The sequence below is a fragment of the Rouxiella sp. S1S-2 genome, assembly GCF_009208105.1.
GTDB lineage: Bacteria > Pseudomonadota > Gammaproteobacteria > Enterobacterales > Enterobacteriaceae > Rouxiella.
Map to the genome: position 1 here is coordinate 4625352 of NZ_WFKL01000001.1, position 26610 is coordinate 4651961.

17 protein-coding genes are annotated in these 26610 nt (G+C 51.5%); 3 read left to right on the forward strand and 14 right to left on the reverse strand.

Features of this window, described 5'->3' with window-relative positions; all coding sequences use genetic code 11:
• Nucleotides 1–44 precede the first annotated feature (44 nt).
• The 4 genes from cysC to cysG are packed head-to-tail and all read right to left on the reverse strand — an operon-like array spanning nt 45 to nt 4452.
• Complete coding sequence (gene cysC / locus GA565_RS21290) at nt 45–761, reverse strand: adenylyl-sulfate kinase (RefSeq protein ID WP_193311949.1); 717 nt, start codon at nt 759–761, stop codon at nt 45–47.
• Nucleotides 670–2097: a sulfate adenylyltransferase subunit CysN gene (cysN, locus tag GA565_RS21295; protein ID WP_055775136.1), complete on the reverse strand. Its 1428-nt coding sequence runs from the start codon at nt 2095–2097 to the stop codon at nt 670–672. Before cysN ends, cysC begins: the two co-directional genes overlap by 92 nt.
• 12 nt (nt 2098–2109) lie before the next feature.
• Nucleotides 2110–3018, reverse strand: coding sequence for a sulfate adenylyltransferase subunit CysD (gene cysD / locus GA565_RS21300; RefSeq protein WP_055775133.1), 909 nt, complete (start codon nt 3016–3018; stop codon nt 2110–2112).
• 9 nt (nt 3019–3027) lie between these two features.
• Nucleotides 3028–4452 carry a siroheme synthase CysG gene (gene cysG, locus GA565_RS21305; RefSeq protein ID WP_152200642.1) on the reverse strand — a complete coding sequence of 475 codons (1425 nt, stop codon included), beginning with the start codon at nt 4450–4452 and terminating at the stop codon, nt 3028–3030.
• 207 nt (nt 4453–4659) lie between these two features.
• On the opposite strand from cysG, the gene GA565_RS21310 reads away from it, so the two are divergent.
• Nucleotides 4660–5700 (forward strand): aminopeptidase, encoded by a 1041-nt coding sequence (locus tag GA565_RS21310; protein ID WP_152200643.1) that lies wholly within the window; start codon nt 4660–4662, stop codon nt 5698–5700.
• A gap of 114 nt (nt 5701–5814) precedes the next feature.
• Here the strand turns inward: GA565_RS21310 and GA565_RS21315 are convergent, their stop codons facing one another.
• The 4 genes from GA565_RS21315 to GA565_RS21330 all read right to left on the reverse strand — a co-directional run bounded on the left by GA565_RS21315 (nt 5815) and on the right by GA565_RS21330 (nt 11518).
• Complete coding sequence (locus GA565_RS21315; RefSeq protein WP_152200645.1) at nt 5815–6549, reverse strand: phosphoadenylyl-sulfate reductase; 735 nt, start codon at nt 6547–6549, stop codon at nt 5815–5817.
• Nucleotides 6550–6560: 11 nt separating this feature from the next.
• Nucleotides 6561–8276: an assimilatory sulfite reductase (NADPH) hemoprotein subunit gene (cysI, locus tag GA565_RS21320; RefSeq protein ID WP_152201693.1), complete on the reverse strand. Its 1716-nt coding sequence runs from the start codon at nt 8274–8276 to the stop codon at nt 6561–6563.
• Nucleotides 8277–8290: 14 nt separating this feature from the next.
• The gene (gene cysJ / locus GA565_RS21325; RefSeq protein WP_152200647.1) at nt 8291–10093 is read right to left on the reverse strand and encodes an NADPH-dependent assimilatory sulfite reductase flavoprotein subunit; all 1803 of its coding nucleotides are present in this window, start codon (nt 10091–10093) and stop codon (nt 8291–8293) included.
• A gap of 339 nt (nt 10094–10432) precedes the next feature.
• On the reverse strand, nt 10433–11518 hold the full coding sequence (locus GA565_RS21330; protein ID WP_152200649.1) for a hypothetical protein: 1086 nt from the start codon (nt 11516–11518) through the stop codon (nt 10433–10435).
• 170 nt (nt 11519–11688) lie between these two features.
• On the opposite strand from GA565_RS21330, the gene queD reads away from it, so the two are divergent.
• Nucleotides 11689–12048 (forward strand): 6-carboxytetrahydropterin synthase QueD, encoded by a 360-nt coding sequence (gene queD, locus GA565_RS21335; RefSeq protein ID WP_055775115.1) that lies wholly within the window; start codon nt 11689–11691, stop codon nt 12046–12048.
• 50 nt (nt 12049–12098) lie between these two features.
• Here queD and queE read toward each other — a convergent pair whose 3' ends face one another.
• From queE to relA, 6 genes are all read right to left on the reverse strand, one after another.
• Nucleotides 12099–12770 carry a 7-carboxy-7-deazaguanine synthase QueE gene (gene queE / locus GA565_RS21340; RefSeq protein WP_152201695.1) on the reverse strand — a complete coding sequence of 224 codons (672 nt, stop codon included), beginning with the start codon at nt 12768–12770 and terminating at the stop codon, nt 12099–12101.
• Nucleotides 12771–12859: 89 nt separating this feature from the next.
• Nucleotides 12860–16816: a hypothetical protein gene (locus GA565_RS21345; protein WP_152200651.1), complete on the reverse strand. Its 3957-nt coding sequence runs from the start codon at nt 16814–16816 to the stop codon at nt 12860–12862.
• Between the two features lie 138 nt (nt 16817–16954).
• Nucleotides 16955–18259: a phosphopyruvate hydratase gene (gene eno / locus GA565_RS21350; protein ID WP_055775106.1), complete on the reverse strand. Its 1305-nt coding sequence runs from the start codon at nt 18257–18259 to the stop codon at nt 16955–16957.
• Between the two features lie 82 nt (nt 18260–18341).
• Entirely contained in the window at nt 18342–19979 is a 1638-nt protein-coding gene (pyrG, locus tag GA565_RS21355) for a glutamine hydrolyzing CTP synthase (RefSeq protein ID WP_055775102.1), read from the reverse strand.
• Between the two features lie 340 nt (nt 19980–20319).
• Entirely contained in the window at nt 20320–21135 is an 816-nt protein-coding gene (gene mazG, locus GA565_RS21360; protein ID WP_152200652.1) for a nucleoside triphosphate pyrophosphohydrolase, read from the reverse strand.
• A 151-nt stretch (nt 21136–21286) separates the two neighbouring features.
• On the reverse strand, nt 21287–23530 hold the full coding sequence (relA, locus tag GA565_RS21365; RefSeq protein ID WP_152200654.1) for a GTP diphosphokinase: 2244 nt from the start codon (nt 23528–23530) through the stop codon (nt 21287–21289).
• A gap of 185 nt (nt 23531–23715) precedes the next feature.
• Between relA and barA the strand changes: the two genes are divergently transcribed.
• The gene (gene barA, locus GA565_RS21370; RefSeq protein WP_152200655.1) at nt 23716–26487 is read left to right on the forward strand and encodes a two-component sensor histidine kinase BarA; all 2772 of its coding nucleotides are present in this window, start codon (nt 23716–23718) and stop codon (nt 26485–26487) included.
• Nucleotides 26488–26610: the final 123 nt, after the last annotated feature.

The following is a 26610-nucleotide window of genomic DNA, read 5'->3' on the forward strand; positions in this document are numbered from 1 at the left end:
ATCACTGTAAACCGGCACGCTCTTCGGCGTTTTGCCAGCAACATTCAGGAATTGATAATACCTCGGCGACGCAGTACATCTAATAATTGCGGGACCAAATGTGTTACTAATTGTTCACCGTCAAGATGAACATCTGCCTCTAACGGCGCCTCGTAAACCGAGTCAATTCCCGTGAAATTTTTCAGCTCTCCGGCGCGGGCTTTCTTGTACAAACCCTTAGGATCACGCGCCTCACAGATAGCCAGCGGGGTATCAACAAAAATCTCGATAAACTGCCCGTTATCCAACAACTCACGCACCATTTCGCGCTCGGCACGATGGGGAGAAATAAACGCAGTGAGCACCACCAGGCCCGCATCCACCATCAGCCTGGCGACCTCGCCGACGCGGCGAATATTTTCACGGCGATCGTTATCCGAAAAGCCCAAGTCACGGCAAAGTCCGTGTCTTACATTGTCACCATCCAGCAGATAAGTACTGACGCCCAGGCTGAAAAGTGCCTGTTCCAGCGCACCGGCCACTGTGGATTTCCCCGATCCCGAGAGACCGGTAAACCACAGTACTACGCCTTGGTGTCCGTGTTGTTTTTCGCGATCCGCACGCGTTACCGCGTGCGGATGCCAGACGATATTTTCGTCCTGCAAAGCCATACTCTTATTCTCCGGCCAATTACTTGCCACCCAGCAGGTCGCGTGCGCCCCAGTGCGGGAAGTGGCGGCGAACCAGCGCGTTAAGTTCCAGTTCAAAGGCGCTAAAGGCATCCTTCTCCTGATAAACCTCTTCCAGCGGCTCGCGCACCAAACCTGCGCCCACGGTGACATTCGTCAGGCGATCGATAAAGATCAGCCCGCCGGTGACTGCATTTTGCTGATAGTTGTCGAGCAGCAAAGGTTCATCAAAGGCCAGTTCCACAAGACCAATGCCGTTTAGGGGCAGGTTGTCGACCACGCGCTGAGTCAGCGAGTTTATCTCAACCTGATATTCAATGTTTTCAACGCGGGCACGCGCTTTCTTGCCACCCACCTTAATGTCATAACTCTGACCGACGCTCAACGGCTGCTCGGCCATCCATACCACGTCCACTTTGGCATTCTGCACCGGCTTAACCGTTTCGTTGGCATCAACCAGCGTATCGCCGCGGCTAATATCAACCTCGGTATCAAGCACCAGCGTCACAGCATCGCCGGCCCAGGCCTGCTGCAAGTCGCCGTCGAAGGTCACAATGCGCGCGACGCTAGACTCAACGCCAGAAGGCAATACTTTCACCTTTTGACCCACGCGTACTGACCCCGAGGCCAGCGTACCGGCATACCCTCTGAAATCGAGATTAGGACGGTTAACGTACTGCACAGGGAAACGCATTGGCTGCTGTTCACGCACGTTAATCACGTTAACGGTTTCCAGCACATCAAGCAGCGTCGGGCCGCTGTACCACGGCATCTTCTGGCTTTCGGTGGCCACGTTGTCGCCTTCAAGGGCAGACAGCGGCACAAATTTAATGTCCAGATCGGTGGGTAACTGTTCAGCAAAGGTCAGGTAGTCTTGCTTAAACTGCTCGAAAACCGCTTCACTGTAGTCAACCAGGTCCATTTTATTGACCGCAACCACCAGATGGCGAATTCCCAATAACGTCGCGATAAAGCTGTGACGTCGGGTTTGGTCCAGCACGCCTTTGCGCGCGTCGATCAATAGAATAGCCAGGTCACAGGTTGAGGCGCCGGTTGCCATATTGCGGGTGTACTGCTCGTGCCCCGGCGTATCGGCGATGATAAATTTACGCTTCTCGGTGGAGAAATAGCGATAGGCCACGTCGATGGTAATGCCCTGCTCGCGCTCGGCCTGCAGGCCGTCTACCAGCAGCGCGAGGTCAATTTTCTCGCCCTGAGTGCCGTGACGTTTGCTGTCATTGTGCAGCGAAGAGAGTTGATCTTCATAAATCTGACGCGTGTCGTGAAGCAGACGGCCTATCAGCGTACTTTTGCCGTCATCCACACTGCCGCAGGTCAGAAAGCGCAGCAGACTTTTGTGCTGTTGTGCGTGCAGGTAAGCTTCAACGCCACCCTGCTCAGCGATTTGTTGTGCAATTGCGTTATTCATAGTCCGTGCTCCTTAGAAATACCCTTGACGCTTTTTAAGCTCCATCGAACCCGACTGATCGCGGTCAATGGCACGCCCCTGACGCTCGCTGGTGGTTGAAACCAGCATCTCCTCGATGATTTCCGGCAGCGTTTGCGCTTCGGACTCCACCGCACCGGTCAGCGGCCAGCATCCCAGGGTACGGAAACGGACCATTTTCTCTTCTATCTGTTCGCCCGGCTGCAAATCGATACGATCGTCGTCAATCATTAGCAACATGCCGTCGCGTTCAAGTACCGGACGCGGCGCGGCCAGATACAGCGGAACAATTTCGATATTTTCCAGATAGATATACTGCCAGATATCCAGCTCGGTCCAGTTGGAGAGCGGGAACACGCGAATGCTTTCACCCTTGTTAATCTGGCCGTTGTAGTTGTGCCACAGCTCCGGACGCTGGTTTTTTGGATCCCAACGGTGGAAACGGTCGCGGAACGAATAAATTCGCTCTTTCGCGCGAGATTTTTCTTCATCGCGACGTGCGCCGCCGAAGGCAGCATCAAAACCGTACTTGTTTAACGCCTGCTTCAACCCCTCGGTTTTCATGATGTCCGTGTGCTTGGCACTGCCGTGAACAAACGGGTTGATGCCCATTGCCACGCCTTCCGGATTTTTATGTACCAGCAGCTCGAAGCCGTAGTTTTTAGCGGTACGATCGCGGAATTCGTACATCTCTTTGAATTTCCAGCCAGTATCAACATGCAGCAGCGGGAACGGCAGCGTGCCGGGGAAAAACGCCTTGCGCGCCAAATGCAGCATCACGGAAGAGTCTTTGCCGATGGAATACATCATTACCGGATTGGCAAATTCAGCCGCTACTTCGCGGATGATATGGATGCTTTCCGCCTCCAGCTGCCGTAAATGGGTGAGTCGTTTTTCGTCCATATCAGATCCTTAAGCCAAATTCACGACCGTCGGGCGCTGTGCGCCGGCAGTCTCTGGATGATGCCCAAACCAGGCGAGTTGGTGATGAAGCTCTACCACTTCACCAATAACCAGCAGGGCCGGTGAAGGCGCCTGTTGGGCTAATTGTTCAAGATTTTGCAGCGTGCCCGTCAATACCTGCTGGTCGGGGCGCGTCCCGCGGGAAATCACCGCCACCGGCGTCTCGGCGCCACGGCCATGGGCAATCAGTTGGTGGCTTATTTCGGCAGCTTTCATTGCCCCCATGTAAATCGCCAGCGTCTGTTGTCCTTTTGCCAATTCGGACCACTGTAAACCGTCACCGTCTGTGCGGATCTGGCCGGTAATAAACATCACACTCTGCGCACGTTCACGATGGGTCAGCGGAATACCGGCATAGGCGGTAGCCCCTGCCGCAGCGGTAATGCCCGGCACCACCTGGAATGGAATACCGGCAGCCGCAACCACTTCAAGCTCTTCGCCACCACGGCCAAAAATAAACGGATCACCGCCTTTCAGCCTGACCACTTTTTTGCCCTGCTTCGCAAGTTCAACCAACATACGGTTAGTCTCTTCCTGCATCACCAGATGATTACCCGCCTGCTTGCCGACGCAAATTTTTTCAGCGTCGCGCCGGACCAGATCCAGCACTTCCGGGCTGACCAGAAAATCATAAAGCACGACGTCGGCCTGTTGCATAACCTGTAAACCGCGCAGCGTCAGTAACCCTGGGTCACCCGGACCTGCACCCACCAGCGTCACCAAGCCTTTATGCGTGGCGTCGTCCGGTGCATCAATCAAGTCTTGTAACGCCTGCTCCGCTTCGGCGAACTGACCGCCAGCGCTCAATGACGCAAAGTTGCCGTCAAAAGCCTGTTCCCAGAAACGACGGCGCGCAGACATCATGCTAAAGCGTTGTTTAACACGTTCCCGCCAGTTACCGGCCATCTCGGCCATTTTGCCAATGCTAGCGGGGAGCAGCGTTTCAAGTTTCTCGCGCAACATTCTTGCCAGCACGGGCGCTTGCCCGCTGGAAGAAATAGCTACCACGATCGGCGAACGATCGACGATAGAAGGAAAAATAAACGAGCACTTAGGCTGATCGTCCACCACGTTGGCCAGCACGTGTCGCTGATTGGCCTCTTCATACACCTGCGCATTAAGCACAGCGTCATCAGTTGCGGCAATCACCAAAAATACGTCGTCAAGCTGGTCGGCAATGAATGACTCTGCCAGCCACTGAATGGCTGACTGCTGCCGCAGATGTTCAACTTCAGAAGAAAGTGATTGCGCCACTACCCGCACCTGCGCACCTGCGCGCAGAAGAAGATCAATTTTGCGCGCCGCCACTTCGCCGCCGCCAACCACCAATACCGGGCGTTGTTTAAGGTCGGCAAATATAGGGAGATAGTCCACAGCAACCTTTTAGCATAAGTAAATCCATAATATGACTATACGGCTTGGCCGTTATCCAGATGAAATGATGAAATGGAATGATTAGTTCCAGAATGGAATATAGCCTGAAAAAGCTCATTTTGAGAAAACTGTAAATTGTTAAATTAGCCGCACAATCGCATACTAACTGCCTCACCATTAAAGGACACCTGACTAAGGATTTTCAGCATGTTTTCTTTTCGCCACGTAGCGCGTTCAGCACTGATATTGGCGCTGGGCGGCTTATATGCAGTTTCTGCCGTGGGCCAATCATTAAAAAATCCACCAATAGGCCAAATAGCAGGCCAGCAAACGCGACACATCGCGACCTATTTCCCCGGCAGAATGGCCGGGAGTCCTGCCGAAATTATCGCCGCAGACTACCTCAATCAAACCCTTAGTAAGATGGGTTACCAAAGCCGCCTGCACGCGTTTGACGCACGTTACCTTTACACCAGCCAGGACGGGCGTCAGAACTGGCACACTGTTCACGCCACCACGGTCATTGCCGACCGTGCAGGAAAAGTCCCGCAGCAAATCGTGATCGTGGCGCATTTTGATACTTATCTGCCGCAAAGCGACGAAGACAGTGACCGCAATCTCGGCGGCCTGACTCTGCAGGGCGTGGATGACAACGCCTCTGGCGTCGGGGTAATGCTTGAGCTCGCCGAGCAGATGAGCAAGCTGCCTACGCACTACAGTCTACGCTTCGTGGCGTTAAGCGCTCAGGAAAGCGGCGAGCAAGGTGCTAACGACTATCTTGCCAATCTTGATCCGTTAGAGAAAAAGCGCACGCTGCTGGTTATTCATATCAATTCGCTGATTGTCGGTGACCAGCTCTATTTCAACAGTGGCATCAATACCTCGGCGGCCGTCGCAAAACTGACCCGCGACAAGGCGCTGAGCATCGCGCGCGCCTTGCGGATTGCGGCCACCACCAGCCCAACGGGCACCAGTTGCTGTGAAGGGATGAAAGCCCTGGACAGCGAACACATTCCGCTGCTGCAAGTGTCAGCAACTGACTGGCGACTGGGTAAAAAAGACGGGCTTCAACAGCGGGCAATCAGTCCGCACTTCCCTACCGGCACCAGCCGTTATCAGGGGCAGATTGATAATCTGCAGTATCTCGACCGCTATCTGCCAGGGCGTATCGAAAAACGTGAGAAAGACAGCGTCAGAATTCTGCTGCCGCTGTTAAAGGAGCTGGCAAACCCACCTGCGCAGGGGTAATGCACTAACCCATTAGGTCCCTTCGCTCATGGCAGGCATTACGCCAATTTCCCCCTTCCCCCGAAAGGGGAGGGGATCAACATAAGGGCTAGAGGATCGCCCTTAACGTCGGCATTAACCTTCGTGCAGTCCGCACTCGCGTTTGAGACCAAAGAAGCGTGTTTCTTCCTCTGACATGCCCTCTTCCCACTTTTTGGTGGTGTGAGTATCGCCCACAGAAAGATATCCCTCGTCCCAAAGCGGGTGATAGCTCAGGCCATGCTGCTTCAAATACTGGAAGATCTGGCGGTTGTCCCAGTCAATGATCGGCAGGATCTTGAACACGCCGCGCTGTACAGCTAGGACCGGCAAATTGGCGCGGCTACCCGACTGTTCGCGACGTAGACCCGCGAACCATGTCTGGGCACCCAGCGTGTCGAGTGCGCGGTTCATCGGCTCAACCTTATTGATCAGATTGTACTTTTCAATGCCCTCAACGCCCTGCTCCCACAGTTTTCCATAGCGCGCTTCCTGCCAGGCGGGAGAATGCTCGGCGCGGAAAACCTTTAGGTTAAGGTTCAACTGTTCGGTCAGTGCGTCAATGAACTGATAAGTCTCAGGAAACAGGTAGCCGGTATCGGTAAGAATAACGGGAATATCCGGACGCTGGCGGGTGACCAGATGCAGGCACACCGCTGCCTGGATCCCAAAGCTGGACGATAGACTAAACTCGCCCGGTAAATTTTCCAACGCCCAACTCACGCGCTGTTCGGCGGAAAGTTTTTCCAGCTGGCCGTTAACCTCGGCCAGTGCCAACGCCTGTCCAGACTTGGGCAGCGCATTCAGTTCTTTAAGGGAGAGTAGAGTCATAACGCCTCCTGTCAGTCGTAAAAATCGCGGGCGGGATCGAGTACCGGCTTGATGATACCGGCGCGGATCACATAGTCACCAAAGCCTTCATCGGCCTCGCGCTCTTTGGACCAGCGGCCAACCAGTTCGTCGATGATAGCCAGAATCTCTACATCCGTGATGTTCTCGCGATACATGCGAGGGATACGCGTACCCGCACGGTTACCGCCAAGATGCAGGTTATAGCGATTCATAGCTTTGCCTACCAGGCCAATTTCGGCCAGCAGCGCACGGCCGCAGCCATTCGGACAACCGGTGACGCGCAGAACGATGTGCTCTTTGCCAACACCGTGCTGGTGCATGATGCCTTCAACTTTAGTCACAAACTCTGGCAGGAAGCGCTCAGCTTCAGCCATCGCCAGTGGACACGTCGGATAAGAGACGCAGGCCATCGAATTTTTACGCTGCTCGCTCAGACCGTCGTCAATCAGGCCGTGATTGCGTGCCAGCGCTTCTATGCGATCTTTGTCTTTTTCATCGACGCCAGCAACGATCAGGTTCTGGTTCGCCGTCAGGCGGAAGTCACCTTTGTGTACGCGAGCAATTTCAGCCAAACCGGTTTTTAACGGGCGGCCCGGGTAGTCCAGAATACGGCCATTCTCGACAAACAGCGTCAGATGCCATTGTTTATCAATGCCCTTCACCCAGCCGATGCGATCGCCGCGACCGGTGAACGCGTAAGGACGAACCTCGGTAAAGGCGATACCGGCGCGTTTTTCAACTTCAGCTTTGAAGGTCTCAACGCCGACCCGCTCAAGAGTATATTTAGTTTTTGCGTTTTTACGGTTGGTGCGATTCCCCCAGTCGCGCTGGGTCGTTACCACGGCTTCTGCCACCGCTAACGTGTTTTCCAGCGGAATAAAGCCCAGCTCGCTGGCAGTTCTTGCATAGGTCGTTTTGTCGCCGTGCGCGATTGAAAGCCCACCGCCAACCAACACGTTAAAGCCAACCAGCTTGCCGTTATCGGCAATTGCCACAAAGTTCAGATCGTTGGCGTGTAAGTCAACGTCGTTTTGCGGCGGAATAACTACCGTCGTTTTAAACTTACGCGGCAGATAGGTTGAACCCAGTATTGGCTCTTCGTCCGTCGTTTCGACTTTTTCCTGATCCAGCCACACCTCGGCATAGGCGCGAGTGCGCGGCAGCAGGTGTTCAGAAATCTTCTTCGCCCACTGCCAGGCTTCATAGTGCAGCTCTGACTCAACGGGGTTCGAGGTACAGAGTACATTACGGTTAACATCGTTGGCCGTGGCCAGCGCGTCGAGACCGAGCTTGTTCAGCAACTGATGCACCGGTTTTACGTTGGGCTTCAAAATGCCGTGGAACTGGAAAGTCTGACGGTTGGTGATACGGATGCTGCCATAAATCGTGCTTTCTTCAGCAAACTTGTCGATACCCAACCACTGTTCAGGGGTCATCACGCCGCCCGGTAAGCGGCAGCGCAGCATCATGGCGTGACGCGGTTCGAGTTTTTGCTCGGCGCGTTCGGCGCGAATATCACGGTCATCCTGCTGGTACATGCCGTGGAAACGGATAAGCAGGAAGTTATCGCCGTTAAAACCACCGGTCAGGCCGTCAGTCAGGTCCTCGGTGATGGTGCCGCGCAGGAAATTGCTCTCTTTTTTAAGACGTTCTGCGTCGGTCAACTTGCCTTCGACCACCAAAGGGCCGGGATGTTTGTCATTCATAATTTCAGTGCTCATTAATAGACATCTCGCTGGTAACGACGCTCAAAACGCAGGTCACTCAAAAATTCATCGGCGGTTTCGATATCCATTGAACCGTGCTCGGCAATCAGCTCAAGCAGCGTCTGTTCAACGTCTTTCGCCATTCGGTTTGCGTCACCGCAGACATAAATGTGCGCGCCTTCCTGCAGCCATTGCCAGACCTCGGCGCCTTTAGCGCGCAGCTTGTCCTGCACGTAAACTTTCTCGGACTGGTCACGAGACCAGGCCAGGTCGATATGGGTTAACAGACCGTCTTTGGCGTAACGCTGCCATTCAACCTGATAGAGGAAATCATCGGTGAAGTGCGGATTGCCAAAGAACAGCCAATTCTTGCCGCCCGCACCGTCGTTGTCGCGCTGTTGCATAAAGGCGCGGAACGGCGCGATACCCGTCCCAGGGCCAATCATGATGACCGGGGTCTGCGGGTCGGCCGGCAGACGGAAGTTGTCGTTATGCTCGATAAACACGCGGACCTCTGCATCCTCCTCAAGGCGATCGGCCAGATAACCCGATGCGCCACCGCTGCGCGCGCGGCCGTCAATGTCATAACGCACTGCACCGACGGTAATATGAACTTCGGTTTCTGCTTCTGCCTGAGACGACGCAATCGAGTAAAGGCGCGGCGTCAGCGGGCGCAGCAACTCAACAAGCTGCTGCGGCTGCAGTTCGGTCGGTGCGCGGCGCACCATGTCAACGAACGGCGTGGTTTGCGCGTACTGCTGCAGCGCACTTTTGTCGGTTAACAGCGCCAGCAGGTCGGTGTCACGACAGACGGCGGCGTATTTATCAACGATAACCGTGGTATTTTGCGTCAGTTCAATGTGGTGCTGCAGCGCATCACTCAGCGGCAGCGTTTTGCCGTGAACCTCAACCGGCTCATCGCCCTTGAGCCACAGCAGCTCCACCAGTTCTTTAACCAGCAACGGGTCATTTTCAAACCACACGCCCAGCGCATCGCCCGGCTGGTAACGCAGGCCTGAATCGCCTAAATCAATTTCAATGTGGCGAACGTCTTTGTCGGAGTCGCGACCGGTAATCTTCTGATTCACTGACAGCAAGGCAATCAACGGCTGTTCTTTAGTATAAGGGCTGCTGTCGAGCAGGTTAACATTACCCTCTACCGAGGCGGCCTGAGCAGCCGAGGATTCGGCAGGAACGCGCTTTTTCAGCACCTCCACGACACGCTTGATCCAGTCAGCAGCCTGCTCCTGATACTCAACGTCGGCGTCTACTCTGTCGAGCAGGCGCTCTGCACCGAGTTCGCCCAAGCGGGTGTCAAAATCTTTACCTGCTTGACAGAAGAATTCGTAAGAAGTATCGCCCAGTCCAAACACAGCAAACGCCGTATCTGGCATGTTCGGCGCCTTTTTAGACATCAGGAATTTGTGCAACGCCACGGCTTCCTCGGCGGGTTCACCTTCACCCTGCGTTGAGGCCACGATCGCTAACAGTTTCTCCTGACCAATCTGCTTAAACTTGTAATCAGCGGCGTTCACCAGATTAACGTTAAGCTTAGCCGTCACCAGCGCATCGCGCAGTTGCTCGGCCAACCGGCGCGCGTTGCCGGTCTGAGAGGCAGATATCAGCGTAATCGACGCCGCAGCCGCTGCGGGAGCAGGTGCCGCAACTGCACCCGGCTGCGCATGGGTCATTCCCCAAAAATAGCCTGATAACCAGGCCAATTGGGTTGGCGAATAGTCACCAATCGCCGATTGCAGCCGTGCCATCTGCTCCGGGGTGAGAGGGAGCAAAGAAGTAGGAGGTGCCTGAGTCGTCATCGCGGTACGAATTCCCTTATTGCTTAAGCCAGTATCAACGAGCTGTTTTATGCGGAAAGTGTTGTTAGCGTGTAGGTTAACCAGCGAGATCATAACAATTAAATAAGTGATGGGAATATTAAATAACCATAATGACTAAGTGTTTTTTCAGGTAGAAACTATCGATAAAAGTGGTAAGGCTGCGGTTATAGGCTACTGAAATAACTAATAAAAAAATCAGGGTCTTTCAGAGCAATTAAATCGTGGCCCATAAATGCGAAAACCCCGCATTTGCGGGGTCAGAAATATCTTTATGTTCACAGGGTTGTCGCAGATAAAAGGCTTCTCAACGGCGAGTGATCACGGATTAAACTCATGCTGCTGTTCAAATCGCGAGAACTGTCCTGCGGCATAAATCGACATGTTGCTGCCGCCGTGGGAAACGTCCGGCAGCGCCACAAAGTGCCAGTTAAACGGCATGTAGTTTTGTTCAGCCTGCTGCTGCGAGGTAGTAAAAAAGTTCTCGGCCCGCTCAAGGCGATTAGCGCCCTGCGCCATCGCCCCTTTAGAGTGGCGCAGCACGCGGTTTTCCGGATCATCGTCATTCGCACCCACGGCAATCAGCACCGGTTTGGCAAAGTATTCCGCCAGCTGACTCTGGCTGACTTTTATCGGCGATGCGCGTAACCCGTAAGGCCAGCGCTGGTCGGTATCGGGCAGTGTCCACCATCCTGCGGCAGCACAAATCGCGGCCTTCACCTCTGGCTGAGGCAGTAGCGTTAACATGCGATGCACAAACTGACAACCGGCGCTGTTGCCAAACAGATAGTACTGCGATTGCGTCGTGATGCCCTGCTGATGCAGGGTATTAAAGATATCGTTGACCAGCGTAAATCCCCACTGCGATTTCGGCACACGGTGATGGGTTTTAGGGTCTTGGATATTACCCAGGTTGTAACCGTAAACGCCTGGGAAATCCTGATCCGTGAAACGCGGCACAACAATACGGAAATGGTACTGATCGGCCACTTTGATCCAATCATTGCGGTAGGTCGAAGCATTACGATCGGCACCGCTCATCACCATGATAACCGGCGTGCTGGCATCGGTGCCCGCAGGCTGATAGGTAAAGACTTCAAGCGGCTTTTTATTGCCACCGGCCGGATAATAAAAACTGCCCGTGCCGTCTGCCAGCGTTTTTAACACAATCGCGGGCGGTTTAACGGCAGCTTTAGGCGATACGGCTTTAGCCACCGCAGGCGGCGTTTTCGCAGCCGCAGCGGGAGACGTTGGCGTTGGAGCAGGCGTTGCCGCTGCAACAGGCGCACTGCCGTTTACCACCGGTGCCGCACCCGTGGCAGATTTATTATTATTCGATAGGTCATCGGCTTTAGCTGTTGCAGAAAATATCAGCAAGAGTACGGCCCAACGCAGCACTTTAATCATTCACTATCTCAATAGGTTAGTATCTTACGCCACCACTGTAAGTCATGGGGTCACCATGAGTAAATACACCAAAGCTCAATATCTGTCTATTCACAGAGCAGATAACTCATGGCGCAACAGGCTGGATTCCGTTAATATGCCGCGTTTTTTGCAGTCAACGAGACAGTGTTATGACCACTACATTATTTAAAGATTTTATGTTCGAAGCCGCTCATCACCTGCCTCACGTTCCAGCAGGACATAAATGCGGTCGCCTTCACGGGCACTCTTTTGCCGTACGTTTGGAGATAACTGGGGAAGTGGATCCACACACTGGTTGGGTGATGGATTTTGCTGAATTAAAAGCTGCCTTTGGGCCGATACTCGACAGCCTGGATCACTATTATCTCAATGATATCCCTGGCCTTGAGAACCCCACCAGCGAAGTGCTGGCCGAGTGGATCTGGAACAAGATGAAACCTCTGCTCCCACTGTTGAGCGCGGTGCGCATTAAAGAAACTTGCACCGCCGGCTGCGTTTATCGCGGTTAATCGGCCCTGTCAGTCACATCTATAAACAGTATCAATAATCAACGCTATTATTATGCGATATTGAGATACTTGTGAGTTTGCATCGAAAGCCGCCAGTTTTTCGCGATACACGTCGCGATACATAATTTGGTGGCTTCTTCTTTCTGGCTGATCGGCTGCAGGGCAATAATGCGCGCCTTATCGTTACTCAACGTGGCAAGCAACTGTTCCAGCGCATCAATATCACGCTGACGTGCCACCGGGTGCTTAATCTCATCGGCGCGCTGTAGCGCCTGTGGCAGAATGTCGTAACCGCCACGCATGTTCACTTTTGGTGAAACGGTGACCCAGGTTTTGGCCGAGCAACGCACTTCATGCGTGCCGCTGGTTTCAATCTGGCAGCTGTAACCTTTTTGTTCCAACAGTTCAGTCAACGGCTCGAGATTGTAAATGCACGGCTCGCCACCGGTTATCACGATATGTTTTGCCGTCCAACCTTGATTCTGGATAACCTGATGGAGTTTTTCGGCGCTGGCATTGCCCCATGCGTCACTCTCCTGCGTTTTCACCAGGATACGCTGCATATCGACTTCACGATCGGCAAATTTTTCCCAAGTGTGTTTCGTGTCGCACCAGCTGCAACCTACCGGGCAGCCTTGCAAACGAATAAAAATAGCCGGCACGCCGGTAAAATAGCCTTCCCCTTGCAGGGTTTCGAACATCTCGTTAATCGGGTACTGCATGCGTATCTCAGAGTTTAAGGAGCCAATCGATATTATCGCAGACATCTTACCCTGAGCCAAATCTGACGCAGGGCAATTCTCACGCCGCCCTACCTTTTGTCTGACATCTCGCTGTCTTCCGATTCATCCGAATCTGCCCAAGGCAGTCTTTCGTCTGGTTTTGGCAACCTCCCGCCGTTAGGAAGATGTGGGCTTATTAGCTCCTTTTCAGCCGCCAGTAGAAATTGATAGTAAGTAATACTGTCGGCATTGTTCATAACAATGGCAATCCGCGCCTCCTTATCGTTGGCGATACGCTGAAAAAACCTCGTCATCACTTCATAAGCATTCGGATCGATTTCCAGTTTTTGACTCCCGTCGTTCCTACGGCGAGTCAAAGTCTTTAGGCCAAGCTTTATTTCAGATAAGCCAGATTTTTTCATAGCCTCGTTGAAGCGTTCAGTAAACTCCAATAGATATCTTTCCCCGAGTTGCACATCGGAATAAAGCCCCTCACCCATATTATAAGTACCAATCAACTTATTCAGCCCAGCAATTTTTTTGTTAAACCCTGCATCAATATTTACTTTGAAAACCACTCGATCATCGACGCTTTTGAAATCAACACTCTCCTCATGCTCGCTAGTCAAATATTCATCATAAGACTTAAGCACTAAATGCGACTCAGTATCTTTTGAAAACACCACGTCATTGTGCTCAAGCGAATAAGAGCTGATTCGATTGGGATAAGGCTGGAAGAAAGTTTCGTGCCCTGCCAAATTGTTATAGAAGAAATCATAAGTTTTCAATCGAGTATTGTCGGTCAAAAAACCTGGCTCGGGAACATGGCTCATTTCGTGGCAAATTAAATGCATCTGACTGGCGTAAGTGAATAAATTCATATAGCCCCACTGTTCTTTGTGAATAATACTGAAAAATGGGTCAGGATCATTTTTATCATTCGTCACAAACCCAAGGACTTCCGATGATGATGTGGGTAACCGAGATTTAAGCAACACTAGCCGGTTCACTCGTCCACCGCCGGGGCGATAACTATTTAGGTTATTTAAAGTCTGGACAATCGACCTTCTGAACAGATCGGTTTTTTTATCCAGCCGTTCTTCGCCGAATTTCTCTTTGATAAATGCACGCAGCTGACTGTCGTCGAGTACTGCCAACTGACTGAAAATCTGGTTTATGCTGTCAAAACGCGCCCCAAGGGATGATGACCTACCCTTCATCGTGCCCATAGGCTCATTGAGTACGGCTTCTCCACGGGCAAGGATGCCATAATTCTCCCGTATCGATTCTCTGAATTTAGCCTCTCCGGGATTAAGCAAACAGTAAGAATCACGGACGGGATCCTGTGCCACAAGCTCGACATCCTCAAGCCTCAGTGTTCCACGATATTTGGGTACGCCCCCCTGACCAGGAATATAATCGTCATTAATCTCTATGCCGGACTCTTTCAGGATTTCCACAATATCCCTTTTTATTGAATCACGGCTCACGCCTGCCTTGTAGACAACCTGTTTATTTTTATCTGACCATGGGTTTAATATTTCAAAACCGTTTACTAACGACTGACTGGCCTTATACAACTGTTCAATCGAAACCGCCTGCGGCTCAAATACGGAAGTCGTCGGACCTAATATTCTTTCAATACCGCCGTGAGAGGAAAATAAGAGAGCAGTATGTTTCACTTCTCCTTGCAGTGAAAAATTAACCACTAAAAGATTGTCGTTGCTTATCCCGCCTTTAATTAACTTATCAAATAAAATATAACTGTATTCTGCCGAGGTGGCTGGAGCTTTTCCGTGGGTTATCTTGTTATAACGAGTGGTTATCGCTTCAGCCATTACTTTCTGAGATTCAAATAACTTAAGGACTCGGGTTATTGGGATTTCAGCAAGGATCATGCTGCGGTAGCCATTTTGTATATCCTCAATACTTACGGCAGTGCGAACCGTGGGTAGGTTGGGACGTTGTATCGGCACCATTTCTAGCGTATTGAGCCTCATCTCATGGATTTTATCCGCAATTATTTTTGAATTTTGTTCCGCCGTTTTTTTATATAACAAGGAGGGATTATTTTGTGATGCTTGCCCCGAGGTTCCAGGCTGGCAAAGATTGTCTTCAGCGCGTTTAACTCGATGGCAGGAAACCACATTATCGAGTGTAAACTCACCGTTTTCTTGATAGCGGTAATAACGAATTTCGCGAAGATCCTCTGCGCGGTCAAAAACGTTAAGCCTAAAAATTTCAGGCTGACTTTTACTCTGCTCCACCTTGATGTATTGGGCTACCCCTCGACGCGTAGTGCCTGTACGAATGAAAATCTCACCTGTGTTGTCAAGGCGATAGGTATGTGTAAAACCGGGCAGTGATAATGCCGGATCCAATGTAACCAGGGGAACGACCTGTACACTGGACGGCAAGCCTCGAAAGATTGGAGAAGTTACGCTGTTGGTCACTACGCTGTTGGCGTTTGCCACGACTTCCCATTTACCGATGCCGGATTTCCACTCCAGCAAAGGGTGTTTGTGTGCCTGCTGACTTGGGTTCTTAATGCTGAAAAAACGCCCCTCAAGGTGGCCTTCAATATAGTGACTAACCACACTATTCTGATTTGCTGGGTCAAGCTTGAGGACTTCAAGGTAGTATTTCCCAGTATCTGGCTGTGTCCAGACTTTGCTCTCGGGGCTAATCTCTCCCCTGAACGCCAATACTGAATGATCTCCCGGCGAGAGGCGGAGTAATTCATCAGGAATGGCAGAAAGCGATTTGGCATTGAGATGTGAGTTACCCGAACAAAATCTTCTCCACTCACCGACTAGCGGGTTAAGATAAATTTCACGCCCGTTATTTAGGCGATAAACGCCCTCAGTGGTGTGAGGAGTCAAGGCGTAACTCTTGTCTTGTACGTTGATATAAAGCTTTGATTCGCCAGCCGCCGGCGAGAGTGTGCGCATTAATCCGCTGGCCTTATGACTCACCCTCAGACCACTGGGGCTAGAGGGGGTAACGCGATTTATGATAGTCGGATTAACTTTAAAGGCACGTGCAGCCGCCGCCTCCGGGGGGATGATAATATTGCTGCTCAATCTGAGCAGCCATTCCGCATGAGTCTCACCCGGCTCACGGTCCAACAGCGTACCGTCCATTATTGCGCCCAGGGTTTGGGCAAACGCGCCAAGCGTCGATGCCAAACCCGCGCCAAGATAGGCCGCAATGCCTCCCACGCCCTCGTCCCAGGCAAGGGTAAACAGTATTCTGCTAGCCTGCATTTGCCTATCTGCCCAGCGAATCACTTCGGCTGCGCTGGAATTCCCGTTAACGGCAGGATTAATCACGCTTAACGTTTTAAAACCGCGGGTAGGCAAGCGGTTAAAACCGTCACGCGAACGTCCATCATCCAGCTCCCGTCTGATGCGCTCTAGCGGCGGTTGAACGTCGTCCTCTCTGAAGAAAAGGACATATTTATTGACCAGATAATTTATAAGCACAGTGTTTTGAAAGGTGTCTGACGTGAGCTGAAACGCCTGTAACTGCGTTTTGAGCACATTAATACTGTCAGAGGGTTTATGCATATTGGGGTTTTGCAACGTTAACGGATTGGCGCTCGCACCCGAAGGCCATTGAGGGAGTGCTGGAATAATTTGCCAGGCACTGGATACCGTCGCGCACAGATTTTCTAGACTAAAGAGAGACGGTGTAATATTTGAATGAGCATTGCCTGGTGAATTAATTGAAGGAATGTGATGAGCTAATGACATGAAAATATTGGGTGACAACCCTAATAATGTAGGGGCATGGCTAATAATTACTTCTCGAAAAGTTTTAGGTAAGCTGATTTCACGCTGTGGCTCTCCTTTAGTCAGCATTATATGTTCGTCTATCACTTTCCAATCATTTTTATTTATTTTAGAAAGATTTTTATTACTGGATGGACATGAGTGACTGTTAATTACTTTTAAAAATGGATTGGCTATACGTGGTGAAATACTGGCTGACAAGGGTATTGAGCTGTTAATAGAGGAGGTTCTACTCGTTCGGTTATTGGGCATATTATTATCTCGGAGAAGAAAAAGAATATAATAAGCATAGGCTGCAGATAGACCCATCAGTTAACGTTGATGGTTATACTTTGGTTTATAAATAAAAAAACCCGCCGAAGCGGGTTATGTAAAGCTAGGGATCAGAATTTACTGACCTTTAACTTCTTTCAGACCGTTAAACGGAGCAGGTGTACCCGCAGCCGCCAACGCTTCTTCGATACGAATCAGCTGGTTGTATTTAGCAACACGGTCAGAACGGCTCATAGAACCGGTTTTGATTTGGCCCGCAGCGGTACCTACTGCCAGGTCGGCAATAGTAGCATCTTCGGTTTCGCCGGAACGGTGAGAGATAACGGCAGTGTAGCCAGCATCTTTCGCCATTTTGATCGCAGCCAGAGTTTCGGTCAGTGAACCGATCTGGTTGAATTTGATCAAGATGGAGTTAACGATACCTTTGTCGATACCTTCTTTCAGGATCTTGGTATTGGTAACGAACAGGTCATCGCCCACCAGCTGAATTTTGTCGCCCAGAACTTTAGTCTGGTACGCGAAGCCAGCCCAATCAGATTCGTCCAAACCGTCTTCGATAGAAACGATTGGGTACTGTTTAGTCAGGTCTTCCAGGAAGTGAGTGAACTCTTCAGAAGTGAAAGCTTTGTTGCCTTCGCCAGCCAGAACATATTTACCGTCTTTGTAGAATTCTGAAGCCGCACAGTCCATCGCCAGAGTAATGTCTTTACCCAGCTCGTAGCCTGCTGCTTTAACCGCTTCAGCGATTACAGCCAGTGCTTCGGCGTTAGAACCCAGGTTTGGCGCGTAGCCACCTTCATCACCTACTGCAGTCCCCATGCCTTTAGATTTCAGAACTTTAGCCAAGGTGTGGAAAACTTCAGAGCCCATACGTACGGCTTCTTTCAGCGTTTTCGCGCCCACAGGCTGGATCATGAATTCCTGGATGTCGACGTTGTTGTCGGCGTGCTCACCACCGTTGATGATGTTCATCATAGGCAGTGGCATTGAATATTTGCCAGGAGTGCCGTTCAGTTCCGCAATGTGTGCGTACAGTGGCAGACCTTTTGAAGCAGCAGCAGCTTTAGCAGCAGCCAGGGAAACAGCCAGAATCGCGTTAGCACCGAAGTTAGATTTGTTTTCGGTACCGTCAAGCTCGATCATAATCTTGTCGATGTTAGCCTGGTCTTTTGCGTCTTTGCCGAGCAGTGCCTGAGCGATTGGGCCGTTTACAGCACCAACAGCTTTAGTTACGCCTTTACCCAGAAAACGTGATTTATCACCGTCACGCAATTCCAGAGCTTCGCGAGAACCTGTTGATGCACCTGATGGCGCAGCAGCAAGACCTACGAAACCGCCTTCCAGATGAACTTCAGCTTCTACGGTCGGGTTACCACGGGAGTCGATGATTTCACGACCGAGCACTTTAACGATTTTGGACATTAGGATTTCCTCAGTACAAGTTAACTAAAGCTTCAGACTCAGCGACACGCCGCCTTGGCAAACGTGTCACCGGCCTTATATTTTATTTTACCTGACGCTTCTGATACTCACCGGCAGCCTTCACAAAGCCTGCAAACAGCGGATGACCATCACGCGGCGTTGACGTAAATTCTGGGTGGAATTGGCAAGCAACAAACCATGGATGGTTTGGCAACTCAATAATTTCCACCAGCTGCTTATCGCCAGAGCGACCGGCTACGCGTAAACCTGCTGCTTCAATCGGTTTCAACAGCATATTGTTGACTTCGTAACGGTGACGATGACGTTCAACTATCGTCGGCTCGCCGTACATCTGACGAACCAGGCTGCCTTCGGTCAGGTGGCAAAGTTGACCACCCACGCGCATAGTGCCGCCTAAATCACTCTCTTCGGAACGTACTTCGACGTTGCCGTTTTCATCACGCCATTCAGTAATCAATGCCACGACAGGGAACTTACAGTCTGGCACAAATTCTGTGGAGTTCGCATTTTCCATACCGACTACGTTACGGGCAAACTCCATCAGCGCAACCTGCATACCCAGGCAAATACCTAAGTAAGGAATGTTGTTTTCACGCGCATAACGCGCGGTCATCAACTTGCCTTCTACGCCGCGATAACCGAAACCACCGGGGATCAAAATCGCATCCAAGTCTTTCAGCATGTCTACGCCGCGCGTTTCTACATCCTGAGAATCGATAAGCTTGATGTTCACCGTCAGGCGGTTTTTCAGGCCTGCGTGCTTCAGTGCTTCGATAACCGATTTGTAGGCGTCTGGCAGTTCGGTGTATTTACCCACCATGCCGATGTTCACTTCGCCGCCTGGGTTGGCTTCTTCGTAGACAACTTGTTCCCACTCGGCCAGATCCGCTTCTTTGCACGTTAAGCTGAATCGTTTACAAATATAATCGTCCAGGCCCTGTGATTTCAATAGTGCCGGGATTTTATAAATGGAATCAACGTCTTTTAATGAGATAACGGCTTTCTCTGGAACGTTACAGAACAGGGCAATTTTTGCACGTTCGTTTGCAGGAACTGAACGGTCTGAGCGGCAGATCAGCACGTCTGGCTGAATACCGATAGACAGCAGTTCTTTCACAGAGTGCTGGGTTGGTTTGGTTTTAACCTCACCCGCCGCCGCCATGTATGGCACCAGAGTCAGGTGCATGTAGAGGGTGTGCTCACGGCCAACGTCAACCGCCATCTGGCGAATCGCTTCAAGGAACGGCAAGGATTCGATGTCACCTACCGTGCCGCCGATTTCAACCAGCACCACGTCATGACCTTCGCCGCCTTCAATGATGCGCTCTTTGATTGCGTTGGTGATGTGCGGGATAACCTGAATGGTCGCGCCGAGATAATCGCCACGGCGCTCTTTGCGCAGGACGTCGGAGTAAATACGACCGGTTGTAAAGTTGTTACGGCGGGTCATTTTAGTGCGAATGAAACGTTCGTAGTGACCCAGATCGAGATCTGTTTCAGCGCCATCTTCGGTAACGAAGACTTCACCGTGCTGAGTTGGGCTCATGGTACCCGGATCCACGTTGATGTAGGGATCGAGTTTCATGATGGTAACGTTCAAACCACGGGCTTCGAGAATAGCCGCCAGAGAGGCTGCGGCAATGCCTTTACCCAGAGAGGATACAACCCCGCCGGTCACAAAAATATAATTAGTTGTCATGCTGAACCTGAGAGGTTAGGTTTAAAGACGATGGAAGAACCAAGACGGGAAAATAGTATACCCGAACCTTCCTTGGGTCACAAACGATCGTTTTACTCTCTTCACCCGCCACCCCTGCGGCAAGCTCTCTCACGAACACATTTGGGCAGAGCATCATAAAAACCTTATAGAACAGACAAGTAACTACTATATCTTGCTAAAAAAGCCCGTTAAAACGTAAAAAAACGCGTTAAAATTCAATTTATTAAATTTTTGATATTTCACCGCGGGAACATCAATAAACGCTATGTTAGCAGCGGTGTGTTAGCGAGTTTTGATATTGATCACGGCAAGGTAATTTTTATACCCGGCCTGATTTTTCCTGCTGTTTTATCTGCTGCCATGCTTCTTCCATCTGCTCTAGACTGGCGTCTTCCATCGTCAGCCCCGCGTCACGAATAATGTGTTCAACCTGACGGAAACGACGTTCAAATTTAATATTGGCAGCCTGCAGTGCACCCTCAGCTTTGTGACCAAGATGCCTGGAAAGATTCACGGTCGCGAACAGCAAATCGCCAATTTCCTCGCCGAGTTTCTCCTGATCCACTACCGCCTGTTTGGCTTCAAACATCACCTCGTCGATCTCTTCGTAAACTTTATCAACCACCGGACCAAGGGTTGTCCAGTCGAAGCCGACGTTGGCGCAGCGCTTCTGAATTTTATGCGCCTTCATCAATGCAGGAAGCGTGGCAGGGATATCGTCTAGTGCAGAGAAAAGTGCCTTATCAGCCCGCTCCTGGGTTTTCCCCTTTTCCCAATCCAGCAGTACCTGCGCCTTGTCTTTAGTGTCTGCATTTTCATCCGCGTTGAAAATATGCGGATGGCGACGCTCCAATTTCTCGGAAATTGCCTCGCAGATATCATCAAAATCAAAGAGACCCTGCTCACTGCCCATCTGGGCGTAAAACACCACCTGAAACAGCAGGTCGCCCAGCTCATCACGCAGGTCAGCAAAATCCTTGCGCTGGATGGCATCCAGCACTTCATAGGTCTCTTCCAGTGTGTAGGGAGCAATGGTCTCGAAACTTTGCGCTTTGTCCCACGGGCAACCGGCATTCGGATCGCGCAGGGTTTTCATGATGGAAAGAAGACGTTGCAGGGGAAATGAAGAAGTCATTGAGTATTCCAAAATTTGTAAAATTCAACCCTCTAAGGCATTGAAATTGCAGCAAGGCCGCAAGTGACCAAGTCCCGAATCACCGACATGAGTCAGTGATTCGGGTGAACGCGCGCCGCTAACGCTGCTGCAGCGTCAATGACGACGAAGATTAGCTCCCGTGAAGGCGTTTGGCCTCGATAACATCCGGAAGCTGATTCAGCTTGGCGATAACCCGGCTTAACACCTGGGGATTATAAATCTCGATATCCATATCGATAGTCGCCAGCATATTCTTGGTATCGCTGCGGCTGGCTACGCCAAGCACGTTAACTTTTTCGTTAGCGAGAATGGTGGTGATATCGCGCAGTAGTCCGCTTCTGTCGTTAGCCACCACGCGTAGCACCAGCGAATATCCGCTGGAATAGCTTTCGCCCCACACGGCGTCCACAATTCTTTCCGGCGCGTGAGACTTCAGGTCTTCAAGCTGATCACAGTCGGCGCGGTGAATCGAAATTCCGCGGCCCTGAGTAATGAAACCGATGATTTCATCGCCGGGGATTGGCTGGCAGCAGCGAGCAATGTGGTGCATCAGATTGCCCACGCCCTCAACCACGACGCGCCCGTTTTCTTTCGAACCGCTGCGTACCGGCGCACGCGTTGACTTCTGCGTTAGCTGACGCAGTGCTTCTTCATCAAGCTCTTCGGCACTTGGTTTTTTCAGCTGCGATTGTAAATAGTTCGCCATCTGATTGAGGCGAATATCACCGTTGCCAATTGCCGCCAGCAGTTCGTCGAGCGAGTTAAAGTTGTAACGCGGCAACAGCAGTTTCTCAGCATCTTTGAGCGTGATATCAATGCGGTCGAGCTCGTCGTCAAGGATTTGCTTGCCAGCAATAATATTCTTGTCGCGATCCTGCTTGCGGAACCAGTTCTGGATCTTCGAACGTCCACGGCTGGTGGTGATATACCCCAGACTTGGATTTAGCCAGTCGCGGCTCGGGTTCGGATGTTTCTGGGTAATAACCTCAATCTGATCGCCCATCTGTAACTGATAGGTAAACGGCACAATGCGCCCACCGATTTTTGCTCCGATACAGCGGTGACCGACGTCGCTGTGAATATGGTAGGCGAAGTCGAGCGGCGTTGAACCCGTTGGCAAGTCGACCACGTCGCCTTTGGGTGTAAACACATAAACTCGGTCGTCGAATACCTGACTGCGCACTTCGTCGAGCATTTCGCCCGAGTCGGCCATCTCCTCCTGCCAGGCAATGAGTTTACGCAGCCAGGCAATACGTCCTTCGTAGCCGCCACTGCGTCCGCCAACTACCGCGGTGCCTTCTTTGTATTTCCAATGCGCGGCCACGCCCAGTTCGGCGTCTTCGTGCATCTGGCGGGTGCGGATCTGCACTTCAAGCGTTTTACCCCGTGGGCCCAATACGACGGTGTGAATTGACTGATAACCGTTGGGCTTAGGGTTAGCTACGTAGTCGTCAAATTCGTCGGGCAAATGGCGGAAATGAGTATGCACAATCCCCAGCGCGGCATAGCAGTCCTGCAGACGTTCAACAACGACGCGAACGGCGCGCACGTCAAACAGCTCGTCAAAGGAGAGGGATTTTTTCTGCATCTTGCGCCAAATGCTGTAGATATGTTTCGGGCGCCCATACACATCAACCTTGATGCCCTCTTCCGCCATCGCGTTGCGCACGGTGCTCACGAAGTCATCAATATACTGGGCACGGTCAATACGGCGCTCGTGCAGCAATTTAGCGATGTGCTTATATTCGTCGGGATGCAGATAGCGGAAGCAGAAGTCTTCAAGCTCCCACTTTAATTGGCCGATGCCCAACCGGTTAGCCAGCGGTGCATAAATATTGGTACATTCCTTGGCCGCCAGCACGCGCTCTTCTTCCGGTGCGTCTTTTACCTCACGCAGGTGGGCAATTCGCTCGGCGAGCTTAAGCACCACACAGCGGAAGTCTTCGACCATCGCCAGCAGCATGCGGCGCACGTTGTCGACCTGCTCGGAGCCCATCGAATCATTCTGGGTGGCCTTGAGCTGGCGAATAGCGTCCATGTCACGCACGCCGTGCACCAGATAGGTTATTTCTTTGCCAAACGCCTTGGTGAGCGTGTCTTCATCAATCACGCCCTCATCAACCAGCGGGAACAGCAGCGCCGCGCGCATACTGTCATTGTCCATGCTCAACGTGGAAAGGATTTCAACCATTTCCAGGCCGCGCCAAAGCAGCAGCGAGGCATCAGGATGCCCTTGAGTTTGTTGCTCGCAGTAGCGCCAGGTTGCGGCTAAACGCTCACATGATTCTTGGCTGGAGATGCCTAAAGTCGTGATCCACTCGTCAAGCGCAAATTCGCCAGCCGTATTCAAATGCGCACTACGTACCGCAACCATAACCTCTCCCTACGTTACCAATATTAACGCTTAGCGTTATCTTGCCCATTCGTTACCAACGTGGCAACTTCTTCTATCCTTAATAACCGGCTTTAACCTTGCGACACACGTCGCCTTGCCGCAATATCTAGATATCTACGACAAAAGAGATACGTCAGCAGCCAATTCTCCCACATTGGAACCCCATGACCAAACATAGCCTGCGGGCAAGGATGATGATTTTAATTCTGGCACCGACGTTAATGATCGGTTTGCTGCTCAGCACCTTCTTTGTGGTGCACCGTTATACTGAGCTGCAGAACCAACTGATCGATTCAGGTGCCAGTATTATAGAACCGTTAGCGGTCGCCAGTGAGTATGGCATGACATTTCGCGAACGGGCTCCCATAACGCGACTTATCAACCGACTGCATAGAACGCACTCGGATATCGTTCGGGCGATCAGCGTTTTTGACAACCACAATACTCTTTTTACCACCTCGAACGCCCTGCGCGACACAGGATTACTGCAGGTTGAGCCCGGCGAGCCGCTGCCACAGGAGCTCACACTCATGCGGGCGGGCGACTCACTTATCCTGCGCATACCCATTATCGCCGAAAACCATACCGACGCGGGCGACGGCGCTTTCCGCGAATCGGCAGATCACTTTCTCGGCTATATCGCCATCGAGCTAGACCTCAGCTCTGTGCGTTTGCAGCAGTATCAGGAAGTGTTTGTTTCAACGCTCCTACTGCTTTTGTGCCTGGGTATCGCGACACTTTTTGCTTACCGTCTGATGCGCGATGTTACCGGCCCTATCCGCAATATGGTCAATACCGTTGACCGAATTCGCCGCGGTCAGCTTGACAGCCGCGTTGAGGGCAATATGCCCGGTGAATTGAGCATGCTGAAAAATGGCATCAACTCAATGGCTATGTCTCTGACCGCCTATCACGAAGAAGTTCAGCAAAATATCGATCAAGCCACCTCAGACCTACGCGAAACGCTGGAGCAAATGGAGATCCAGAACGTTGAGCTGGACCTGGCTAAAAAGCGTGCTCAGGAAGCCGCAAGAATAAAATCCGAGTTTCTGGCCAATATGTCTCACGAACTGCGCACCCCGCTCAATGGCGTCATTGGCTTCACCCGTCAGACCTTAAAAACACAGCTTTCACCGACCCAGACTGATTATCTGCAAACGATTGAGCGCTCGGCGAATAATCTGTTAACCATTATTAACGACGTGCTTGATTTCTCGAAACTTGAAGCCGGCAAACTGGTGCTGGAGCACATTCCCTTCTCACTGCGTGAAATGATTGATGAAGTGGTCATTTTACTGGCCCACAGCGCCCATGAAAAAGGGCTTGAATTGACCATTAACGTGCAGAACAACGTACCGGAATACGTGCTAGGCGACCCGATGCGTTTACAGCAGGTTGTCACCAACTTACTGGGTAATGCCATTAAATTCACGGAAAATGGCAACATTGATATTAATGTGGAATTGCGCTCGCAGAACAATTTGCAAGTCGAGCTAGAGATGCAGATTCATGATACCGGTATTGGTATTTCCGAACGTCAGCAGTCACAACTGTTCCAGGCTTTTCGCCAGGCGGATGCCAGCATTACTCGACGCCACGGTGGTACGGGATTAGGCCTGGTTATCACGCAGCGGCTGGTGAAAGAGATGGGCGGAGATATCAGCTTTTACAGTCAGCTTAATCGCGGCTCCACTTTCTGGTTCCATATCACGCTTGAACTTAATGAAAACCGCTCTCATCAGCCACTGCCGATGGCCTGCCTCAAAGGTAAAAAGCTGGCCTACATTGAGGCTAATCCAACGGCAACCAAGGCTGTGATTGAAATGCTGGCGAGCACGCCGGCCGAGGTTATTCATCGCACCAGCCAGGCACTGCTGCCCGACGAGCATTATGATTTCATTCTTTATGGCATACCCATCCGACTCAATCATCATCTGAACGACTATGAGGAACGGCTACAGCAGTTGCTTAATCACTGCGATAAACTGATTTTGGCTCTGCCAAGCCAGTTCCAAATCTCGGCAGAACAGCTTAAAAACAAAGGCGTTTATGCTTGTCTTAACAAACCAGTCTCGAGCGTGCGATTGCTGCCTTATCTGCTTGAAGACCCGAGCACGTCACAGGCTGAAAATATCGCCCAACGTGGCCAGCGCTTGCCCATGACGGTGATGGCGGTGGACGATAATCCGGCAAACCTTAAGCTTATCGGTGCACTCCTTGAAGAGCTGGTTGAAACCACTCTGCTGTGTAACAGCGGTGAAGAAGCGATTGAGCTGGCGAAACATGTCAATATGGACGTGATATTGATGGACATTCAAATGCCCAATATTGACGGTATTCGCACCAGCGAACTGATTCACCTCCTGCCACACCACAGCGCTACGCCAATTGTTGCCGTAACAGCGCACACACTGAGTGGAGAAAGAGAACAGTTTATCAAGGCTGGTATGGAGGATTATCTGTCGAAACCGATTGACGAAGCGATGCTGAAAGTCGTGCTCGGCCGCTACCACACCTCGCAAATGCCCGAACCCCACGCGGCCAATCTCAGCCCTGCGCCACAGGCAGTCTCGGACTCGCCAAAAACGCTCGACTGGGCACTGGCACTGCGCCAGTCGGCCAATAAAGAGGCGCTGGCCAACGATCTGCTGCAAATGCTGCTCGACTTCCTACCCCAGGTAAGCAAACGCGTAACGGCCCTTATTCAGGGTAAAAAAGATAACGACATTCTGGCGCTTATCCATAAACTGCATGGCAGTTGCAGCTACAGCGGCGTCCCACGATTGAAACAGCTGTGTTTCTACATTGAGCAACAGTTGAGGAAAAACGTTTCCGACGATGAGCTGGAACCCGAATGGCTGGAGCTGCTGGATGAAATCGGTAACGTAACCCGTGAAGCCAAAGCACATTTGCAGCGCAATCATAACGCTGGTTAACCGACCACTATTCGCATACACCAGACGGCAACTGAACGAATCCCCCGGAGCTTACATTAGTAAGTGACGGGGGTGAGTGAGGGCGGCCAATGCCCTGTCAATACGCGAAAGATTTCGTGTTGC